The organism is Klebsiella sp. WP8-S18-ESBL-06 (assembly GCF_014169755.1).
Classification (GTDB): domain Bacteria; phylum Pseudomonadota; class Gammaproteobacteria; order Enterobacterales; family Enterobacteriaceae; genus Kluyvera; species Kluyvera ascorbata_B.
This window is the reverse complement of sequence record NZ_AP022256.1, coordinates 315,453-329,716: the sequence shown is the minus strand read 5'-3', so window position 1 is coordinate 329,716 and position 14,264 is coordinate 315,453. Positions and strand designations below refer to the sequence as shown.

The following is a 14,264-nucleotide window of genomic DNA, read 5'->3' as shown; positions in this document are numbered from 1 at the left end:
ACGCCAGAAATGGCGGAAAAAATAGCCTAAATAGGCTGATTCGATGTGTTTGCGGGAAAAAAATCGGCCCAGATCCGCGAAATTTTAATCAGCGAGTCAGCTTTGGAAGAAATGACCTGCTTATTCGCACCTTCCATAGGTGTAGGTGTAGCCACTGACATCCGCGAGGTCAGTCGGATTCATTTTCATTTCAGCCCACATTTTCCGATCGGCAATGGTGGCTGACAGCCCCCTGGTATTCACGTCGCGGAAAAAAGAGCCAACGGTTGGTTTATTGAAATTGTAGTAATCCGACTGTTTTTTTAATTTTTTCAGCAGGCTGTGAGGATTTTCATCGGTCCAGTCAGACAACATGACCACATGCTCACGATCGTAAGCAAACGGTTCTGGCTCCCTGGCATCGATGATAATGGCACCGTATACCCCCTCCTGTTCCTGCAGACCGGAATGGCTGTGGTACCAGTAAGTCCCGTTCTGCTTAACCTTAAAGGTGTAAACGTAGGGAAGGTGCGAACAAGTTCCTGATATGAGATCATCATGTTCATCCGGAGCGCATCCCAGAGGGACATCATGAGCCATCAACTCACCTTCGCCGATAGTGAATTCAGCACTAAGCGCCGTCAGACCCGAAAAGAGATTTTCCTCTCCCGCATGGAGCATATTCTGCCATGGCAGAATATGACCGCTGTCATCGAGCCGTTTTATCCCAAGGCGGGCAATGGCCGACGGCCCTATCCGCTGGAGACCATGCTGCGTATTCACTGCATGCAGCATTGGTACAACCTGAGCGACGGTGCCATGGAAGATGCCCTGTACGAAATCGCCTCCATGCGCCTGTTTGCCCGATTATCCCTGGATAGCGCCCTGCCGGATCGCACCACCATCATGAATTTCCGCCACCTGCTCGAGCAGCATCAACTGGCCCGTCAATTGTTCAAGACCATCAATCGCTGGCTGGCCGAAGCAGGCGTCATGATGACCCAAGGCACTTTGGTGGATGCCACCATCATTGAGGCACCCAGCTCTACCAAGAACAAAGAGCAGCAACGCGATCCGGAGATGCATCAGACCAAGAAAGGCAATCAGTGGCACTTTGGCATGAAGGCCCACATTGGTGTCGATGCCAAGAGTGGCCTGACCCACAGCCTAGTCACCACCGCGGCCAACGAGCATGACCTCAATCAGCTGAGTAATCTGCTTCATGGAGAGGAGCAATTTGTCTCAGCCGATGCCGGCTACCAAGGAGCGCCACAGCGCGAGGAGCTGGCCGAGGTGGATGTGGACTGGCTGATCGCCGAGCGTCCCGGCAAGGTAAAAACCTTGAAGCAGCATCCGCGCAAGAACAAAACGGCCATCAACATCGAATACATGAAAGCCAGCATCCGTGCCAAGGTGGAGCACCCGTTTCGCATCATCAAGCGGCAGTTCGGCTTCGTGAAAGCCAGATACAAGGGGCTGCTGAAAAATGATAACCAACTGGCGATGTTATTCACCCTGGCCAACCTGTTTCGGGTGGACCAAATGATACGTCAGTGGGAGAGATCTCACTAAAAACCGGAAATAACGCCAGAAATGGCGGAAAAAATAGCCTAAATAGGCTGATTCGATGTGTTTGCGGGAAAAAAATCGGCCCAGATCCGCGAAATTTTAATCAGCGAGTCAGCTTTGGAAGAAATGACCTGCTTATTCGCACCTTCCCAAGCAAATCAGTGCCTTGAGAGAGCCAGACTGAATTCCTAATAATATCCATTTGCGTTCAGTCCTATATAGTGGTCATTGGAAATTATCTTTATCAGACCGGTTTCGAGTATTGGATATGATAAATCAACATTTATCATTTTTAATCCAATCATTGCCTGCAATAACATCATCGCTTCTTGTGCATCTACCCCAAAGATTGATGAAATCATTGCACGTAGTCCTACTATGGGATAAACATCTGGTTTAAGCTTCCATAGGATTTTATCAAGAGGATATTTATCATAAAATTCAGAACCATCTCTTAATACAGAAGTAGCCCAGCAAATGTTTTTACCGACGACGTTATTGAGTTCCGAGCCAACATAAATTTGAAACTCAACATCAATCAACTGCCAAAACATCCTCTCTATTTCAAGTTTTTGGGCTTCGCGTTCAGGTATGCTCTCGTTATGTTTTACTGCTATAGCTTTGTATCGAAGTCCGCCTTCAGGAGTTCTCAAGGTCAGTAAAAAATCGGTTGTCATAACATTCAGAACTTCGACAGGTACTCCTCTTACTCCCCTCACCATAGGATGTTGAAAATGTAGATGATTTGCTATTTGTTGGGTAAGCCGGAGAGGAAAGAGTGGGAATTGTTCCCGGATATCAATCACCGAGTCATTAAACTCAGCCAGATAGAAAAAGTTACTTTCGACAGAAGAAAGGAGATGATGGTTTCGAAACGTCTTAAGGCCAAAGACTATCGAACGGTTTCCACGGGATTTAACGTCCCGAGCTCTAAGCCAGGGCTGATAACTTTGGCCATAGCCCACTCCTATGCCGTCACCTAGCGCATTTTCATAATCCAAATAGGATTTGAGACGCCTACCCCTAGCCATGATCGTACCCTAAAAACGACATTGATACGTACCTATATGTGCATTTTATAGTCTCCAACCCTATAACCACACATTCAGTAAGTATACAACATTAGCGTCGTTTTTTGAGAATGGTTACAACTTTAGTGCTTTGTGTACAACTTTATTGTCCTCGGACATCGGCCAGCGCCTGCGCGCACGCCCAGGCGCTGGACCACGCCCACTGGAAGTTATAGCCGCCCAGCCAGCCGGTCACATCCATCACTTCGCCAATAAAATACAGGCCCGGTGCTTTCTTCGCCTCCATGGTGCGCGACGACAATTCGTGAGTATCAACGCCGCCAAGGGTCACCTCCGCCGTACGATAGCCTTCGGTGCCGTTAGGCTGCACGCGCCAGCAGGTCAGGGTATCTACCAGCGTCTGCTGCTCACGCACGTTCAGCTGTTTAAGCGTAACGTCCGGAATTTGCCCAAGCTGTTGCAGGCACTCAACCAGACGCTTCGGCAACAGTATCGCCAGCGTATTTTTCAGACTTTGGTTCGGGTGCGCCGCGCGCTGTTCATCAATAAAGGTGCTCAGATCCACGTCCGGAAGCAGATTAATGCTGACAAACTCGCCGGCCTGCCAATAGCTGGAGATTTGCAGCACTGCCGGGCCGGACAGGCCGCGGTGGGTGAAAAGCAGGCTTTCGCGGAATACCGTACCGTCCTCAGCGGTTATCACCGACGGTACGGAGACGCCGGACAGAACCTGGAACTGTTCCAGCATTGGCTTATGCAGGGTGAACGGTACCAGTCCGGCGCGGGTCGGCAGGACCTTCAGACCAAACTGCTCGGCAATTTTATAGCCGAAAGGCGATGCCCCGAGGCCCGGCATCGATAGGCCGCCGCTGGCGATCACCAGCTTATCTGCCGCCACCGTGTCGCCATTCAGCGTTAGCGTGTAACCGGCATCATCACGGGCCACGCTGAGAATTTCACTGCGCAGGCGCGTCGTCACGTTACCCTTTGCACATTCAGCCACCAGCATCGCAACAATCTGTTCCGCGGAATCATCGCAAAACAGCTGCCCGAGGGTCTTCTCATGCCAGGCAATACCGTGCTTGCCGACCAAATCGATAAAGTCCCATTGGGTGTAGCGCGCGAGAGCAGATTTGCAAAAATGCGGGTTTTGACTGAGATAGGCCGCGGGCTCGACATAAAGGTTAGTAAAATTACAGCGACCACCGCCGGACATCAGGATTTTACGCCCCGGTTTTTTGCCGTTATCCAACAGCAAAACGCGGCGGCCAGCCTGCCCCGCCATGGCTGCACAAAACATTCCCGCCGCTCCGGCACCCACTACAATGGCATCAAACCTTTCCACGCACTATCCTCAACATAGGTATTGTCGGGAAGTGTAAATTTTTCATTGTTGTCATACCAGTGGAATCTCGACAAACCCGACTTATCTGATTGATACATCAGAAATAATTATTTTCAACCTTTTAACGAATACGGATAAATATCAAAAAAAGTAGAGATTTCACTTTGCCCGCGCCGCCAATGTCCCTGATAATGCCGCGCGTTCATGTCCTCAAAATGGCGTAACGTCCTATGTTACATTTGTTTGCAGGCCTGGATTTACACACCGGGCTGTTGTTAGTTCTGGCACTGATGTTCGTTCTGTTCTACGAAGCGATTAACGGCTTCCACGATACCGCGAATGCAGTTGCTACCGTAATTTATACCCGCGCTATGCGTTCGCAGCTTGCTGTTGCGATGGCGGCGATCTTTAACTTCCTCGGCGTCCTGTTGGGCGGTCTGAGCGTTGCCTATGCGATTGTGCATATGCTGCCAACGGACCTGCTGCTTAATATGGGCTCCGCACACGGCCTGGCCATGGTCTTCTCCATGCTGCTGGCGGCCATTATATGGAACCTTGGCACCTGGTATTTCGGTCTGCCAGCTTCCAGCTCCCACACGCTGATTGGCGCGATTATCGGTATTGGTTTAACCAATGCGCTGATGACCGGCACATCGGTGGTCGATGCGCTCAACATCCCGAAAGTCATAAATATTTTCGGCTCGTTGATCATTTCGCCCATTGTGGGTCTGGTCGTGGCCGGTGGCCTGATTTTCCTGCTGCGTCGCTACTGGAGCGGAACCAAAAAACGCGCCCGTATCCACCTGACGCCTGCCGAGCGTGAAAAGAAAGACGGTAAGAAAAAGCCGCCGTTCTGGACGCGTATTGCCCTGATTCTTTCCGCGATTGGCGTGGCATTCTCCCATGGCGCAAACGACGGTCAGAAAGGCATTGGCCTGGTCATGCTGGTACTGATTGGCGTCGCACCGGCGGGTTTCGTGGTTAACATGAACGCGTCCGGCTACGAAATCACCCGTACCCGCGATGCGGTCAACAACGTTGAAACCTTCTTCCAGCAGCGCCCAGAGCTGTTGCTGAAAGTGGCGAACAGCGCTGAGCCGCTAACCCCGGAAGCCGAGGCCGCCGTGGAATTCCACTGCCATCCGGCGAACACCATCAACGCGCTTGACCGTGCGAAAGCCATGCTGACCAACGTTGAGAGCTATGACACTCTTTCCGTGGAACAGCGCGGCCAGCTGCGTCGTATCATGCTCTGCATCTCTGACACCACGGATAAAGTGGCGAAGATGCCGGACGTGAACGCTGACGACCAGCGTCTGCTGAAGAAACTGAAAACGGACATGCTGAGCACCATCGAGTACGCGCCTATCTGGATTATTATGGCCGTCGCGCTGGCGCTGGGTGTGGGTACGATGATCGGCTGGCGTCGCGTCGCGACCACCATCGGCGAGAAAATCGGTAAGAAAGGCATGACCTATGCCCAAGGCATGGCGGCACAGATGACATCTGCGGTCTCCATCGGTCTGGCAAGCTATACCGGCATGCCGGTATCCACCACCCACGTGCTGTCCTCCTCCGTGGCGGGTACCATGGTGGTTGACGGTGGCGGTCTGCAAAGAAAAACCGTGACGAACATCCTGATGGCCTGGGTCTTTACGCTGCCAGCTTCTATCCTGCTGTCCGGCGTGCTCTACTGGCTGTCGCTCAAGCTTATCTAAACGCTACGCACAGTCGCAGTAAACAGAAAACGGGTCAGGAAACTGGCCCGTTTTTTTTTACTTAGTGCCAAATCATCAGGGCAATCAAGCTAATCACCACCAGCCCGCATAGCGAACTGGTTAAAATAAACTGGCGACGAACCCGTTCACAGCGGCGAATAAACTCATCATCATGATGATCGCGGTATCGCTGCCCGTAGATATACCAGACCAGGCGCATTTGTTTACCCGGTTGACCGTGCGAAGTAAAAAAGCCACCGCCGTCAACATACTGATAAAGCAAGGGATCACAACCGCGTAGCACAACCAATAACGCACGCAACGATGAGAAGTAACGTGCCATATTAACTACACATACGACACACAGGGCCCAAAACAGCGCAATCGTGCTGATCATAACGCCTCCCCGGCGACCAGTCCTCGGAGACTCCGCAGGACATACCGCTCCCCAATAACCCACCCACACCAATAGAAAAAGAATGAGATTCGGATCACGTTAATTAATCCGATCGGCTCATTAAATAGTGTAGGAGATCAGTTAAATTTTTTACCACAAGGTTAATCGTTATCAATACGTAAGCAGGAAAAATTTGTTTAACTAATTGGCGAACCGGATGCATTGACGGCGCCCCAAGGCCGCTATAAGGTAGAAATATCTTCTACAATTAGGTCTTTAAGGGCAAATCCCGCGCGTTTAGCACGCAGGACGCGGGCAAGGGACAGCGCATGGGCTGTCTGGTCCACAGTCATCGACAACTTTATGAAAGGAGTAACACTATGGCTTACAAACACATTCTGATCGCGGTCGACCTTTCACCGGAAAGCAAAGTGCTGGTGGAAAAAGCGGTTTCAATGGCTCGCCCCTACAATGCAAAAGTCTCGTTGATCCACGTTGACGTGAACTATTCCGATCTCTATACCGGGCTTATCGACGTCAATCTGGGCGATATGCAGAAACGCATCTCCGAAGAGACCCACCACGCGCTGAGTGAGCTGTCCACCAACGCTGGCTATCCTATCACCGAGACCCTGAGCGGCAGCGGCGATCTGGGCCAGGTGCTGGTTGATGCGATTAAGAAATACGACATGGACCTGGTGGTGTGCGGCCATCATCAGGACTTCTGGAGCAAGCTGATGTCGTCCGCACGTCAGCTGATCAACACCGTCCACGTCGATATGCTGATCGTTCCGCTGCGCGACGACGAAGAAGAATAAATCTCGCGTTGAGCATCGTGAAACGCCTGCGCAAGCAGGCGTTTTTATTTCTCGCCTTTCCGCCCGGCAATCCACTCCTGCACTTCTACCACGAAGGTGTCCGGCGCTTTGCGGTACATCTTACGCGCCAGATCGAGAATCGTATGCTGGCCTAGCGCCTCTTCCATCCGCTGCTGCGCCATATCCATCACCGAACGTACGCCGCAAATGCCTTCGCATGCCCACTCCGGCGGCTGCTCATCAAACACCGCCAGCCGCTGACGGATCTCACGGCATTCAAAAATGCGTTTATCGCCGTCAATGGCGTTGGCCACGTCTAGCACGGTAATGTCTTCAGCCGGTTTTGCCAGCTGGAAGCCACCGCCCTTCCCTTCGCTGCTGCGCACCAGCCCAGCCTTCGACAGGCGGGTAAAGATTTTAGCCAGGTAGTCGTAGGGCACTCGCTGCAGTTCGGCGATTTCGCGCACGCTCATATCACGGGCGTCGCCTTTGCCATCCACCATACACATCAGACTATGAATGCCGTACTCAACCCCGGAACTGTAGAATGCCATGCTCTTATCTCAGCCAAAATGAATCTGAGTTGATTGTATCTTTTTCACGCCATGCAATCCAGACACCGCGCTTAATCTCTCGAACACAAATAATTTAATTATCTACTTATCATATACATATACCCAAATAACTCGTCAGGCTCGAGAAAAGAATCCAAATCCGATTGCTTTTCTAAACTACGACAAATAAAATCCTAGTCAATAAATCAACGTGACCCGTGAGATAACCGTAATGCAAAAACAAATTCTGATCGTCGGCGCTGGCTTTGCCGGTATGTGGGCAGCACTCAGCGCCGCACGTCTGACGGATAAAAACCAGCAACCTATTGATATCACGGTCATTGCGCCGCAGCCGGAGCTGCGCGTACGCCCGCGCTTTTACGAAAATGCGGTCCAGACGCTGGTCGCGCCGCTGCAGCCTCTGTTCGATGTCACCGGCGTACGCTTCCTGCAAGGGCACGTCGAGCAGATCCTGCCAGGATCCAAAGAAGTGAGCTGGAAAGACGTCAGCGGTGAAAACCACCTGCATCATTACGATCGTCTGGTTCTCGCCAGCGGCAGCCAGGTCAACCGTGATATCGTCGCCGGTGCCGCCGAGCACGCGTTCGATCTTGACCAGTTGGAGAGCGCAACCGTTCTGGAGCAACACATTAACGATCTGGCGCAGCAGCCAGAGAGCGATGCCCGCAATACCGTGGTCGTTTGCGGCGGCGGCTTTACCGGCATTGAAATGGCGCTGGAGCTACCGGGCCGTCTGCGTAAGATTCTGGGTGCCGATGCTAAGACTAGAGTAGTCGTAGTTGAACGCGGCGCACAGCCGGGCGGGCGCTGGAGTAAAGCACTGCGCGATGTGATCATCGAAGCCTCCGCCGAACTGGGCGTAGAATGGAAGGTCAACGCTGAAATCGAGCGCGTGGACGCCTCAGGCGTGACGCTGAAAGATGGCCAGGTAATTGCGTCCCAGACGGTTATCTGGACCGTCGGCGTACAGGCTAACGGCCTGACCGCGCAGATTGATGCTCCGCGCGATCGTCAGGGCCGTCTGCATGTCAATGCCAATCTGCAGGTGGTGGGCCATGAGGATATCTACGCCACCGGCGACGTGGCTTACGCCGCCACCGATGACAAAGGCAACCATGCGCTGATGACCTGCCAGCACGCCATTCTGCTGGGTAAATTCGCCGGTAACAACGCTGCCGCCAGCCTGCTGAACGTGGCACCGCTGCCGTATCGTCAGGAGATGTACGTCACCTGTCTGGATCTCGGCGCGTGGGGCGCGGTATATACCGAAGGATGGGATCAGCAGGTGAAACTGACGCGCGCAGAAGCGAAGAAGCTGAAGGTATCCATTGTGAGCGAACTGATTTATCCGCCGAAGGCGGAGCGTGCGGCAGCGTTTGAGGTTGCCGACCCTTATGCTCCGTTTGTTTAACCCGTGATGCCGGATGGCGGCTAACGCCTTATCCGGCCTACTGGCGGCACCGAACTGTAGGCCCGATAAGCGTAGCGCCATCGGGCACTATAGCTCACCATCTGGCCTAGGCCGTCCCCGCATAAATATCAAACCGATGCCCTTTGGTCACCACCGCATTCGGCGTTGCCACGTCGGCCAGCGGCGGCGCGTAGTCCGGACGCTTCACCACCACGCGTTTAGTGGCCAATTGACGTGCGGGTTCCAGCAGCCCATCGGCGTCGAGATCCGGCCCCACCAGCGACTGAAACACGCGCATCTCTTTCTTCACCAGCGCGCTTTTCTGCTTATGCGGGAACATCGGATCGAGATACACCACCTGCGGGCGTGGCGTGATATCGGTTAACGCCGTCAGGCTTGAGGCGTGAATTAACTGCAAACGTTCCTGTAACCAAGAGCCAATTTCCGCATCGGCGTAACCGCGCGCCAGACCATCGTCGAGCAGGGCGGCAACCACCGGGTTGCGTTCCAGCATCCGCACGCGACAGCCCACCGAGGCCAGCACGAACGCATCGCGTCCCAGCCCGGCGGTCGCATCGACCACGTCCGGCAGGTAATCGCCTTTAATACCGACCGCCTTCGCCACCGCTTCGCCACGCCCCCCGCCAAATTTGCGCCGGTGCGCCATCGCGCCGCCAACGAAATCGACGAAAATGCCGCCGAGCTTAGGTTCATCGCGTTTGCGCAGCTCAAGGTGTTCCGGCGTCATCACCAGCGCCATCAGGTTGTCTTCGTCATGTTCCAGACCCCAGCGGGCAGCCAGAACAGATAAGGCGCCGTCTCCGGCGCCCGTTTCATCAAGTAAACAGATTTTCACGCGAACGATCAGCCCTTGATACCGTAATGCGCCAGCATGGCGTCGAGCTGAGGTTCACGACCGCGGAAGCGTTTGAACAACGCCATCGGTTCTTCAGAACCACCGCGGGTCAGAATGTTATCGAGGAACGACTGACCGGTTTCACGGTTGAAAATCCCCTCTTCTTCGAAGCGGGAGAACGCATCCGCCGCCAGCACGTCGGCCCACAGGTAACTGTAGTAACCCGCGGCATAGCCACCGGCAAAGATGTGGCTGAAGGCGTGTGGGAAACGACCCCAGGTAGGGCCAGGCACCACGGCGACCTGTTTCTTAATTTCAGCCAGCGTTTCAAGGACTTTCGCCCCCTGCTCCGGGTTGTACTCCGCATGCAGGCGGAAGTCGAACAGACCAAACTCCAGCTGACGCAGAATAAACAGCGCCGCCTGATAGTTTTTCGCCGCCAGCATTTTATCCAGCAGCGCCTTCGGCAGCGGTTCGCCGGTTTCATAGTGACCGGAGATAAACGCCAGCGCCTCCGGCTCCCAGCACCAGTTTTCCATAAACTGGCTCGGCAGTTCGACCGCATCCCACGGTACCCCATTAATACCGGAAACACCGGCAGTTTCGATACGGGTCAGCATATGGTGCAGACCATGACCGAACTCGTGGAACAGGGTAATCACTTCATCGTGGGTAAACAGCGCGGGTTTGCCGTTCACCGGACGGTTAAAGTTGCAGGTGAGATAGGCAACCGGCTTTTGCAGCGTGCCGTCGGTTTTACGCATTTGGCCGACGCAGTCATCCATCCACGCCCCGCCGCGTTTATGTTCACGGGCATACAGGTCGAGGTAGAAGCTGCCGCGCAGCGCGTTGTTTTCGTCATACAGCTCGAAGAAACGGACTTCCGGGTTCCAGACGTCCACGTCGGTACGTTCTTTCGCGGTAATGCCATAAATTCGTTTAACCACTTCAAACAGGCCGTTAACGGCTTTGTTTTCCGGGAAGTACGGGCGCAGCTGCTCGTCGCTGATGCTGTAGAGGTGCTGTTTCTGTTTTTCGCTGTAGTAGGCGATGTCCCACGGCTGAAGCTCATCAACGCCAAACTCGGCTTTCGCGAAGGCACGCAGCTGAGCCAGCTCTTTTTCACCCTGCGGGCGGGCGCGTTTCGCCAGATCGGTTAAGAAATCGAGCACCTGCTGCGGATTCTCTGCCATTTTGGTGGCCAGTGATTTAAAGGCGTAGCTTTCAAAGCCCAGCAGTTGCGCCAGTTCGTGACGCAGGGCGAGGATCTCTTCCATCACCGGCGTGTTATCCCACTTACCGGCGTTCGGCCCCTGGTCAGAGGCGCGGGTGGAATAGGCGCGATACAGCTCTTCACGCAACGCCTGGTTGTCGCAGTAGGTCATCACCGGCAGATAGCTCGGGATATCGAGCGTCAGCAGGTAGCCCTGCTGCTCTTTGGCTTCCGCCTGAGCCTTCGCCGCCGCCAGCGCGCTTTCCGGCATACCTGCCAGCTCGGCTTCATCGGTGACTAGCTTCGTCCAGCCCATCGTGGCATCCAGCACGTTATTGCTATACAGGTTCCCCAGCTCGGACAGGCGGGTGGCGATTTCGCCATAGCGCTGCTGCTTCTCTTTCGGCAGGCCGATACCGGACAGCTCAAAATCGCGCAGCGCGTTGTCGACCGCTTTTTTCTGCGCCACGCTCAGGGTGGCATAGGTGTCGCCGTCCCGCAGGTCGCGGTAGGCCTTATACAGGCCTTCATGTTGGCCAACCCAGGTGCTGTATTCAGACAGCAGCGGCAGCGTTTGTTCGTAGGCTTCGCGCAGTTCCGGGCTGTTTTTCACCGAATTCAGGTGGCTGACCGGCGAAAAAATACGTCCCAGCACGTCGTCCACTTCGGCCAGCGGCTGGCAGAGATTTTCCCAGGTGTACGGCGCACCCTGCGCCACGACGCGTTCCACGTTTTCACGGCAATCGTTCAACGCTTTGGTCACGGCGGGAACAACATGCTCAGGCTGAATTTGGGAAAACGGCGGCAGTTCGAAGGGCGTCAGTAATGGATTGGTCATATGCGCAGTCCTGGTCTAAGAAAGAAATGAAGCGCTCAACGGCGCTTTAGCTATGGATCTAGAATGGGGGATAGTTGGCTGAATTTCAACGTCAGGGCAGGATGTTCCGCTCTCGATGGACGAGGGCGGCAATCCTGGCGGATCTGCGGTAAACTATCGGCTATCTTGTTTACTTCCCGGAATATCCGTATCCATGCTCAGTTATCGCCATAGCTTTCACGCAGGCAACCACGCCGACGTCCTAAAACACACCGTTCAGAGTCTGATCATCGAGTCGCTGAAAGAGAAAGAAAAACCGTTTCTCTATCTGGATACTCACGCCGGTGCCGGCCGCTATCAGCTGAGCGGCGAGCACGCCGAAAAGACCGGTGAATATCTGGAAGGGATCGCCCGCATCTGGCAGCAGGATGACCTGCCAACCGAGCTGGAGCCCTATATTTCCGTGGTTGAGCATTTCAACCGCAGCGGCCAGCTGCGCTACTACCCGGGTTCACCGCTGATTGCCCGCCAGCTGCTGCGCGAGCAGGACAGCCTGCAAATGACCGAGCTGCACCCAAGCGACTTCCCGCTGCTGCGCTCAGAATTCCAGAAAGACAGCCGCGCGCGCGTTGAGCGGGCGGACGGCTATCAGCAACTGAAAGCGAAGCTGCCGCCGGTTTCCCGTCGTGGTCTGGTTCTTATCGACCCGCCGTACGAAATCAAAAACGACTATCAGGCGGTCGTGAGCGGCATCGTTGAAGGGCACAAGCGCTTTGCGACCGGCACCTACGCGCTGTGGTATCCGGTGGTGCTGCGCCAGCAGATTAAGCGCATGATCCACGATCTGGAAGAAACCGGCATTCGCAAGATCCTGCAAATTGAGCTGGCGGTGCGCCCTGACAGCGACCAGCGTGGTATGACCGCTTCCGGCATGATCGTCATCAACCCGCCGTGGAAGCTGGAAGCGCAGATGAACAACGTGCTGCCGTGGCTGCACGCTAAGCTGGTGCCTGCGGGCATCGGCCACACGCTGGTGAACTGGATTGTGCCGGAGTAATCACAGGCATCGGTGGAACCTATCAGTTTCAGGTATACAATCGCGAGTATTTTGGCGGGGAGCATGACGCTCACCCGCTCGACATTGAACGTTTGAGGAGCGGCCATGACCAAACATTACGATTACATCGCCATCGGCGGTGGCAGCGGCGGTATCGCCTCGATTAACCGTGCGGCCATGTACGGCCAGAAGTGCGCGCTGATTGAAGCCAAAGATCTGGGCGGTACCTGCGTGAACGTCGGCTGCGTACCGAAAAAAGTGATGTGGCATGCCGCGCAGATTCGCGAAGCGATTCATCTGTATGGCCCGGACTATGGTTTCGATACCACCATTAATCATTTCGGCTGGGATAAGCTGATTGCCAGCCGCACCGCGTACATTGACCGTATCCATACCTCCTATGACAACGTGCTGGGCAAAAATAAGGTCGATGTCATTAAAGGCTTTGCGCGCTTCGTCGATGCGAAAACCATTGAAGTGAACGGCGAAACGATCACCGCCGATCATATCCTGATCGCAACCGGCGGCCGTCCGAGCCACCCGGATATTCCCGGCGTTGAGTACGGTATCGACTCCAACGGGTTCTTCGAACTGCCAGCGCTGCCGAAACGCGTCGCGGTAGTCGGTGCCGGCTACATCGCCGTTGAACTGGCTGGCGTGATTAATGGCCTGGGCGCAGAAACCCACCTGTTCGTGCGTAAACACGCGCCGCTGCGCAGCTTCGACCCGTTGATTGTCGATACGCTGGTGGAAGTGATGAACGCCGAAGGCCCGCAGCTGCACACCCACGCCGTTCCAAAGGCCGTGGTCAAAAATGCCGACGGCAGCCTGACGCTGGAACTGGAAGATGGCCGTAGCCAGACCGTTGATTGCCTGATCTGGGCGATTGGCCGCGAACCGGCGACCGACGATTTCAATCTGGCAGCAACCGGCGTAAAAACCAACGATAAAGGCTACATCGTCGTTGATAAGTTCCAGAATACCAACGTACCTGGCATTTATGCTGTGGGCGATAACACCGGCGCGGTTGAGCTAACGCCGGTGGCGGTCGCCGCAGGCCGTCGTCTGTCAGAGCGCTTGTTCAACAACAAGCCGGACGAGCATCTCGACTACAGCAACATTCCGACCGTGGTCTTCAGCCATCCGCCTATCGGCACCGTCGGTCTGACCGAGCCGCAGGCGCGTGAACAGTACGGCGACGACGCCGTGAAGGTGTACAAATCCTCCTTCACCGCCATGTATACCGCTGTAACGTCGCATCGCCAGCCTTGCCGTATGAAGCTGGTCTGCGTGGGCCCGGAAGAGAAAATTGTCGGTATTCACGGCATTGGTTTCGGGATGGATGAAATGCTGCAAGGCTTCGCGGTTGCACTGAAGATGGGCGCAACCAAGAAAGACTTCGACAACACCGTTGCTATTCACCCAACGGCTGCGGAAGAGTTCGTGACCATGCGTTAACGCGGGCCGCCTAGATGAAA

Annotated in this window: 12 protein-coding genes and 1 pseudogene; 6 read left to right on the top strand and 7 right to left on the bottom strand. The window is 54.6% G+C overall.

Going from position 1 to position 14,264, the window contains the following annotated elements; translation table 11 throughout:
* Positions 1-135 precede the first annotated feature (135 nt).
* Positions 136-501: pseudogene (locus H7R76_RS01535) on the bottom strand (multicopper oxidase domain-containing protein); the annotation flags it as partial.
* A 69-nt stretch (positions 502-570) separates the two neighbouring features.
* Between H7R76_RS01535 and H7R76_RS01530 the strand changes: the two are divergent.
* On the top strand, positions 571-1,551 hold the full coding sequence (locus H7R76_RS01530) for an IS5-like element ISKpn26 family transposase (RefSeq protein ID WP_182930037.1): 981 nt from the start codon (positions 571-573) through the stop codon (positions 1,549-1,551).
* Positions 1,552-1,736: 185 nt separating this feature from the next.
* Here the strand turns inward: H7R76_RS01530 and H7R76_RS01525 are convergent, their stop codons facing one another.
* Together H7R76_RS01525 and H7R76_RS01520 are read right to left on the bottom strand one after the other, a co-directional pair.
* A complete protein-coding gene (locus tag H7R76_RS01525) occupies positions 1,737-2,579 on the bottom strand; it encodes a TnsA endonuclease N-terminal domain-containing protein (protein ID WP_182966824.1) in 843 nt (280 codons plus the stop codon).
* A 142-nt stretch (positions 2,580-2,721) separates the two neighbouring features.
* Entirely contained in the window at positions 2,722-3,924 is a 1,203-nt protein-coding gene (locus H7R76_RS01520) for a BaiN/RdsA family NAD(P)/FAD-dependent oxidoreductase (RefSeq protein ID WP_182966822.1), read from the bottom strand.
* A gap of 230 nt (positions 3,925-4,154) precedes the next feature.
* On the opposite strand from H7R76_RS01520, the gene pitA reads away from it, so the two are divergent.
* Complete coding sequence (pitA, locus tag H7R76_RS01515) at positions 4,155-5,642, top strand: inorganic phosphate transporter PitA (protein WP_106925058.1); 1,488 nt, start codon at positions 4,155-4,157, stop codon at positions 5,640-5,642.
* 61 nt (positions 5,643-5,703) lie between these two features.
* On the opposite strand, the gene uspB is transcribed toward pitA, so the two are convergent.
* Complete coding sequence (uspB, locus tag H7R76_RS01510; protein ID WP_035894834.1) at positions 5,704-6,039, bottom strand: universal stress protein UspB; 336 nt, start codon at positions 6,037-6,039, stop codon at positions 5,704-5,706.
* 380 nt (positions 6,040-6,419) lie between these two features.
* Here uspB and uspA point away from each other — a divergent pair, with 380 nt between their 5' ends.
* Positions 6,420-6,857, top strand: a complete 438-nt coding sequence (uspA, locus tag H7R76_RS01505; protein WP_106925057.1) for a universal stress protein UspA — start codon at positions 6,420-6,422, stop codon at positions 6,855-6,857.
* Between the two features lie 44 nt (positions 6,858-6,901).
* Here uspA and H7R76_RS01500 read toward each other — a convergent pair whose 3' ends face one another.
* Complete coding sequence (locus H7R76_RS01500) at positions 6,902-7,411, bottom strand: RrF2 family transcriptional regulator (protein ID WP_106925056.1); 510 nt, start codon at positions 7,409-7,411, stop codon at positions 6,902-6,904.
* A 232-nt stretch (positions 7,412-7,643) separates the two neighbouring features.
* Here H7R76_RS01500 and H7R76_RS01495 point away from each other — a divergent pair, with 232 nt between their 5' ends.
* On the top strand, positions 7,644-8,843 hold the full coding sequence (locus tag H7R76_RS01495; protein ID WP_182966820.1) for an NAD(P)/FAD-dependent oxidoreductase: 1,200 nt from the start codon (positions 7,644-7,646) through the stop codon (positions 8,841-8,843).
* Positions 8,844-8,949: 106 nt separating this feature from the next.
* Here H7R76_RS01495 and rsmJ read toward each other — a convergent pair whose 3' ends face one another.
* A complete protein-coding gene (gene rsmJ, locus H7R76_RS01490; RefSeq protein ID WP_106925054.1) occupies positions 8,950-9,699 on the bottom strand; it encodes a 16S rRNA (guanine(1516)-N(2))-methyltransferase RsmJ in 750 nt (249 codons plus the stop codon).
* 8 nt (positions 9,700-9,707) lie between these two features.
* A complete protein-coding gene (gene prlC, locus H7R76_RS01485) occupies positions 9,708-11,750 on the bottom strand; it encodes an oligopeptidase A (RefSeq protein WP_106925053.1) in 2,043 nt (680 codons plus the stop codon).
* A gap of 193 nt (positions 11,751-11,943) precedes the next feature.
* Between prlC and H7R76_RS01480 the strand changes: the two genes are divergently transcribed.
* Both H7R76_RS01480 and gorA read left to right on the top strand, forming a co-directional pair.
* A complete protein-coding gene (locus tag H7R76_RS01480) occupies positions 11,944-12,786 on the top strand; it encodes a 23S rRNA (adenine(2030)-N(6))-methyltransferase RlmJ (RefSeq protein ID WP_106925052.1) in 843 nt (280 codons plus the stop codon).
* Positions 12,787-12,891: 105 nt separating this feature from the next.
* The gene (gorA, locus tag H7R76_RS01475) at positions 12,892-14,244 is read left to right on the top strand and encodes a glutathione-disulfide reductase (RefSeq protein WP_106925051.1); all 1,353 of its coding nucleotides are present in this window, start codon (positions 12,892-12,894) and stop codon (positions 14,242-14,244) included.
* Positions 14,245-14,264: the final 20 nt, after the last annotated feature.

Bases quoted from the DNA above. Each gene is read 5' to 3' on its own strand.
- H7R76_RS01530 (WP_182930037.1), top strand. From the start codon at position 571: ATGAGCCATCAACTCACCTTCGCCGATAGTGAATTCAGCACTAAGCGC.
- H7R76_RS01525 (WP_182966824.1), bottom strand. From the start codon at position 2,579: ATGGCTAGGGGTAGGCGTCTCAAATCCTATTTGGATTATGAAAATGCG.
- pitA (WP_106925058.1), top strand. From the start codon at position 4,155: ATGTTACATTTGTTTGCAGGCCTGGATTTACACACCGGGCTGTTGTTA.
- uspB (WP_035894834.1), bottom strand. From the start codon at position 6,039: ATGATCAGCACGATTGCGCTGTTTTGGGCCCTGTGTGTCGTATGTGTA.
- uspA (WP_106925057.1), top strand. From the start codon at position 6,420: ATGGCTTACAAACACATTCTGATCGCGGTCGACCTTTCACCGGAAAGC.
- H7R76_RS01500 (WP_106925056.1), bottom strand. From the start codon at position 7,411: ATGGCATTCTACAGTTCCGGGGTTGAGTACGGCATTCATAGTCTGATG.
- H7R76_RS01495 (WP_182966820.1), top strand. From the start codon at position 7,644: ATGCAAAAACAAATTCTGATCGTCGGCGCTGGCTTTGCCGGTATGTGG.
- prlC (WP_106925053.1), bottom strand. From the start codon at position 11,750: ATGACCAATCCATTACTGACGCCCTTCGAACTGCCGCCGTTTTCCCAA.
- H7R76_RS01480 (WP_106925052.1), top strand. From the start codon at position 11,944: ATGCTCAGTTATCGCCATAGCTTTCACGCAGGCAACCACGCCGACGTC.
- gorA (WP_106925051.1), top strand. From the start codon at position 12,892: ATGACCAAACATTACGATTACATCGCCATCGGCGGTGGCAGCGGCGGT.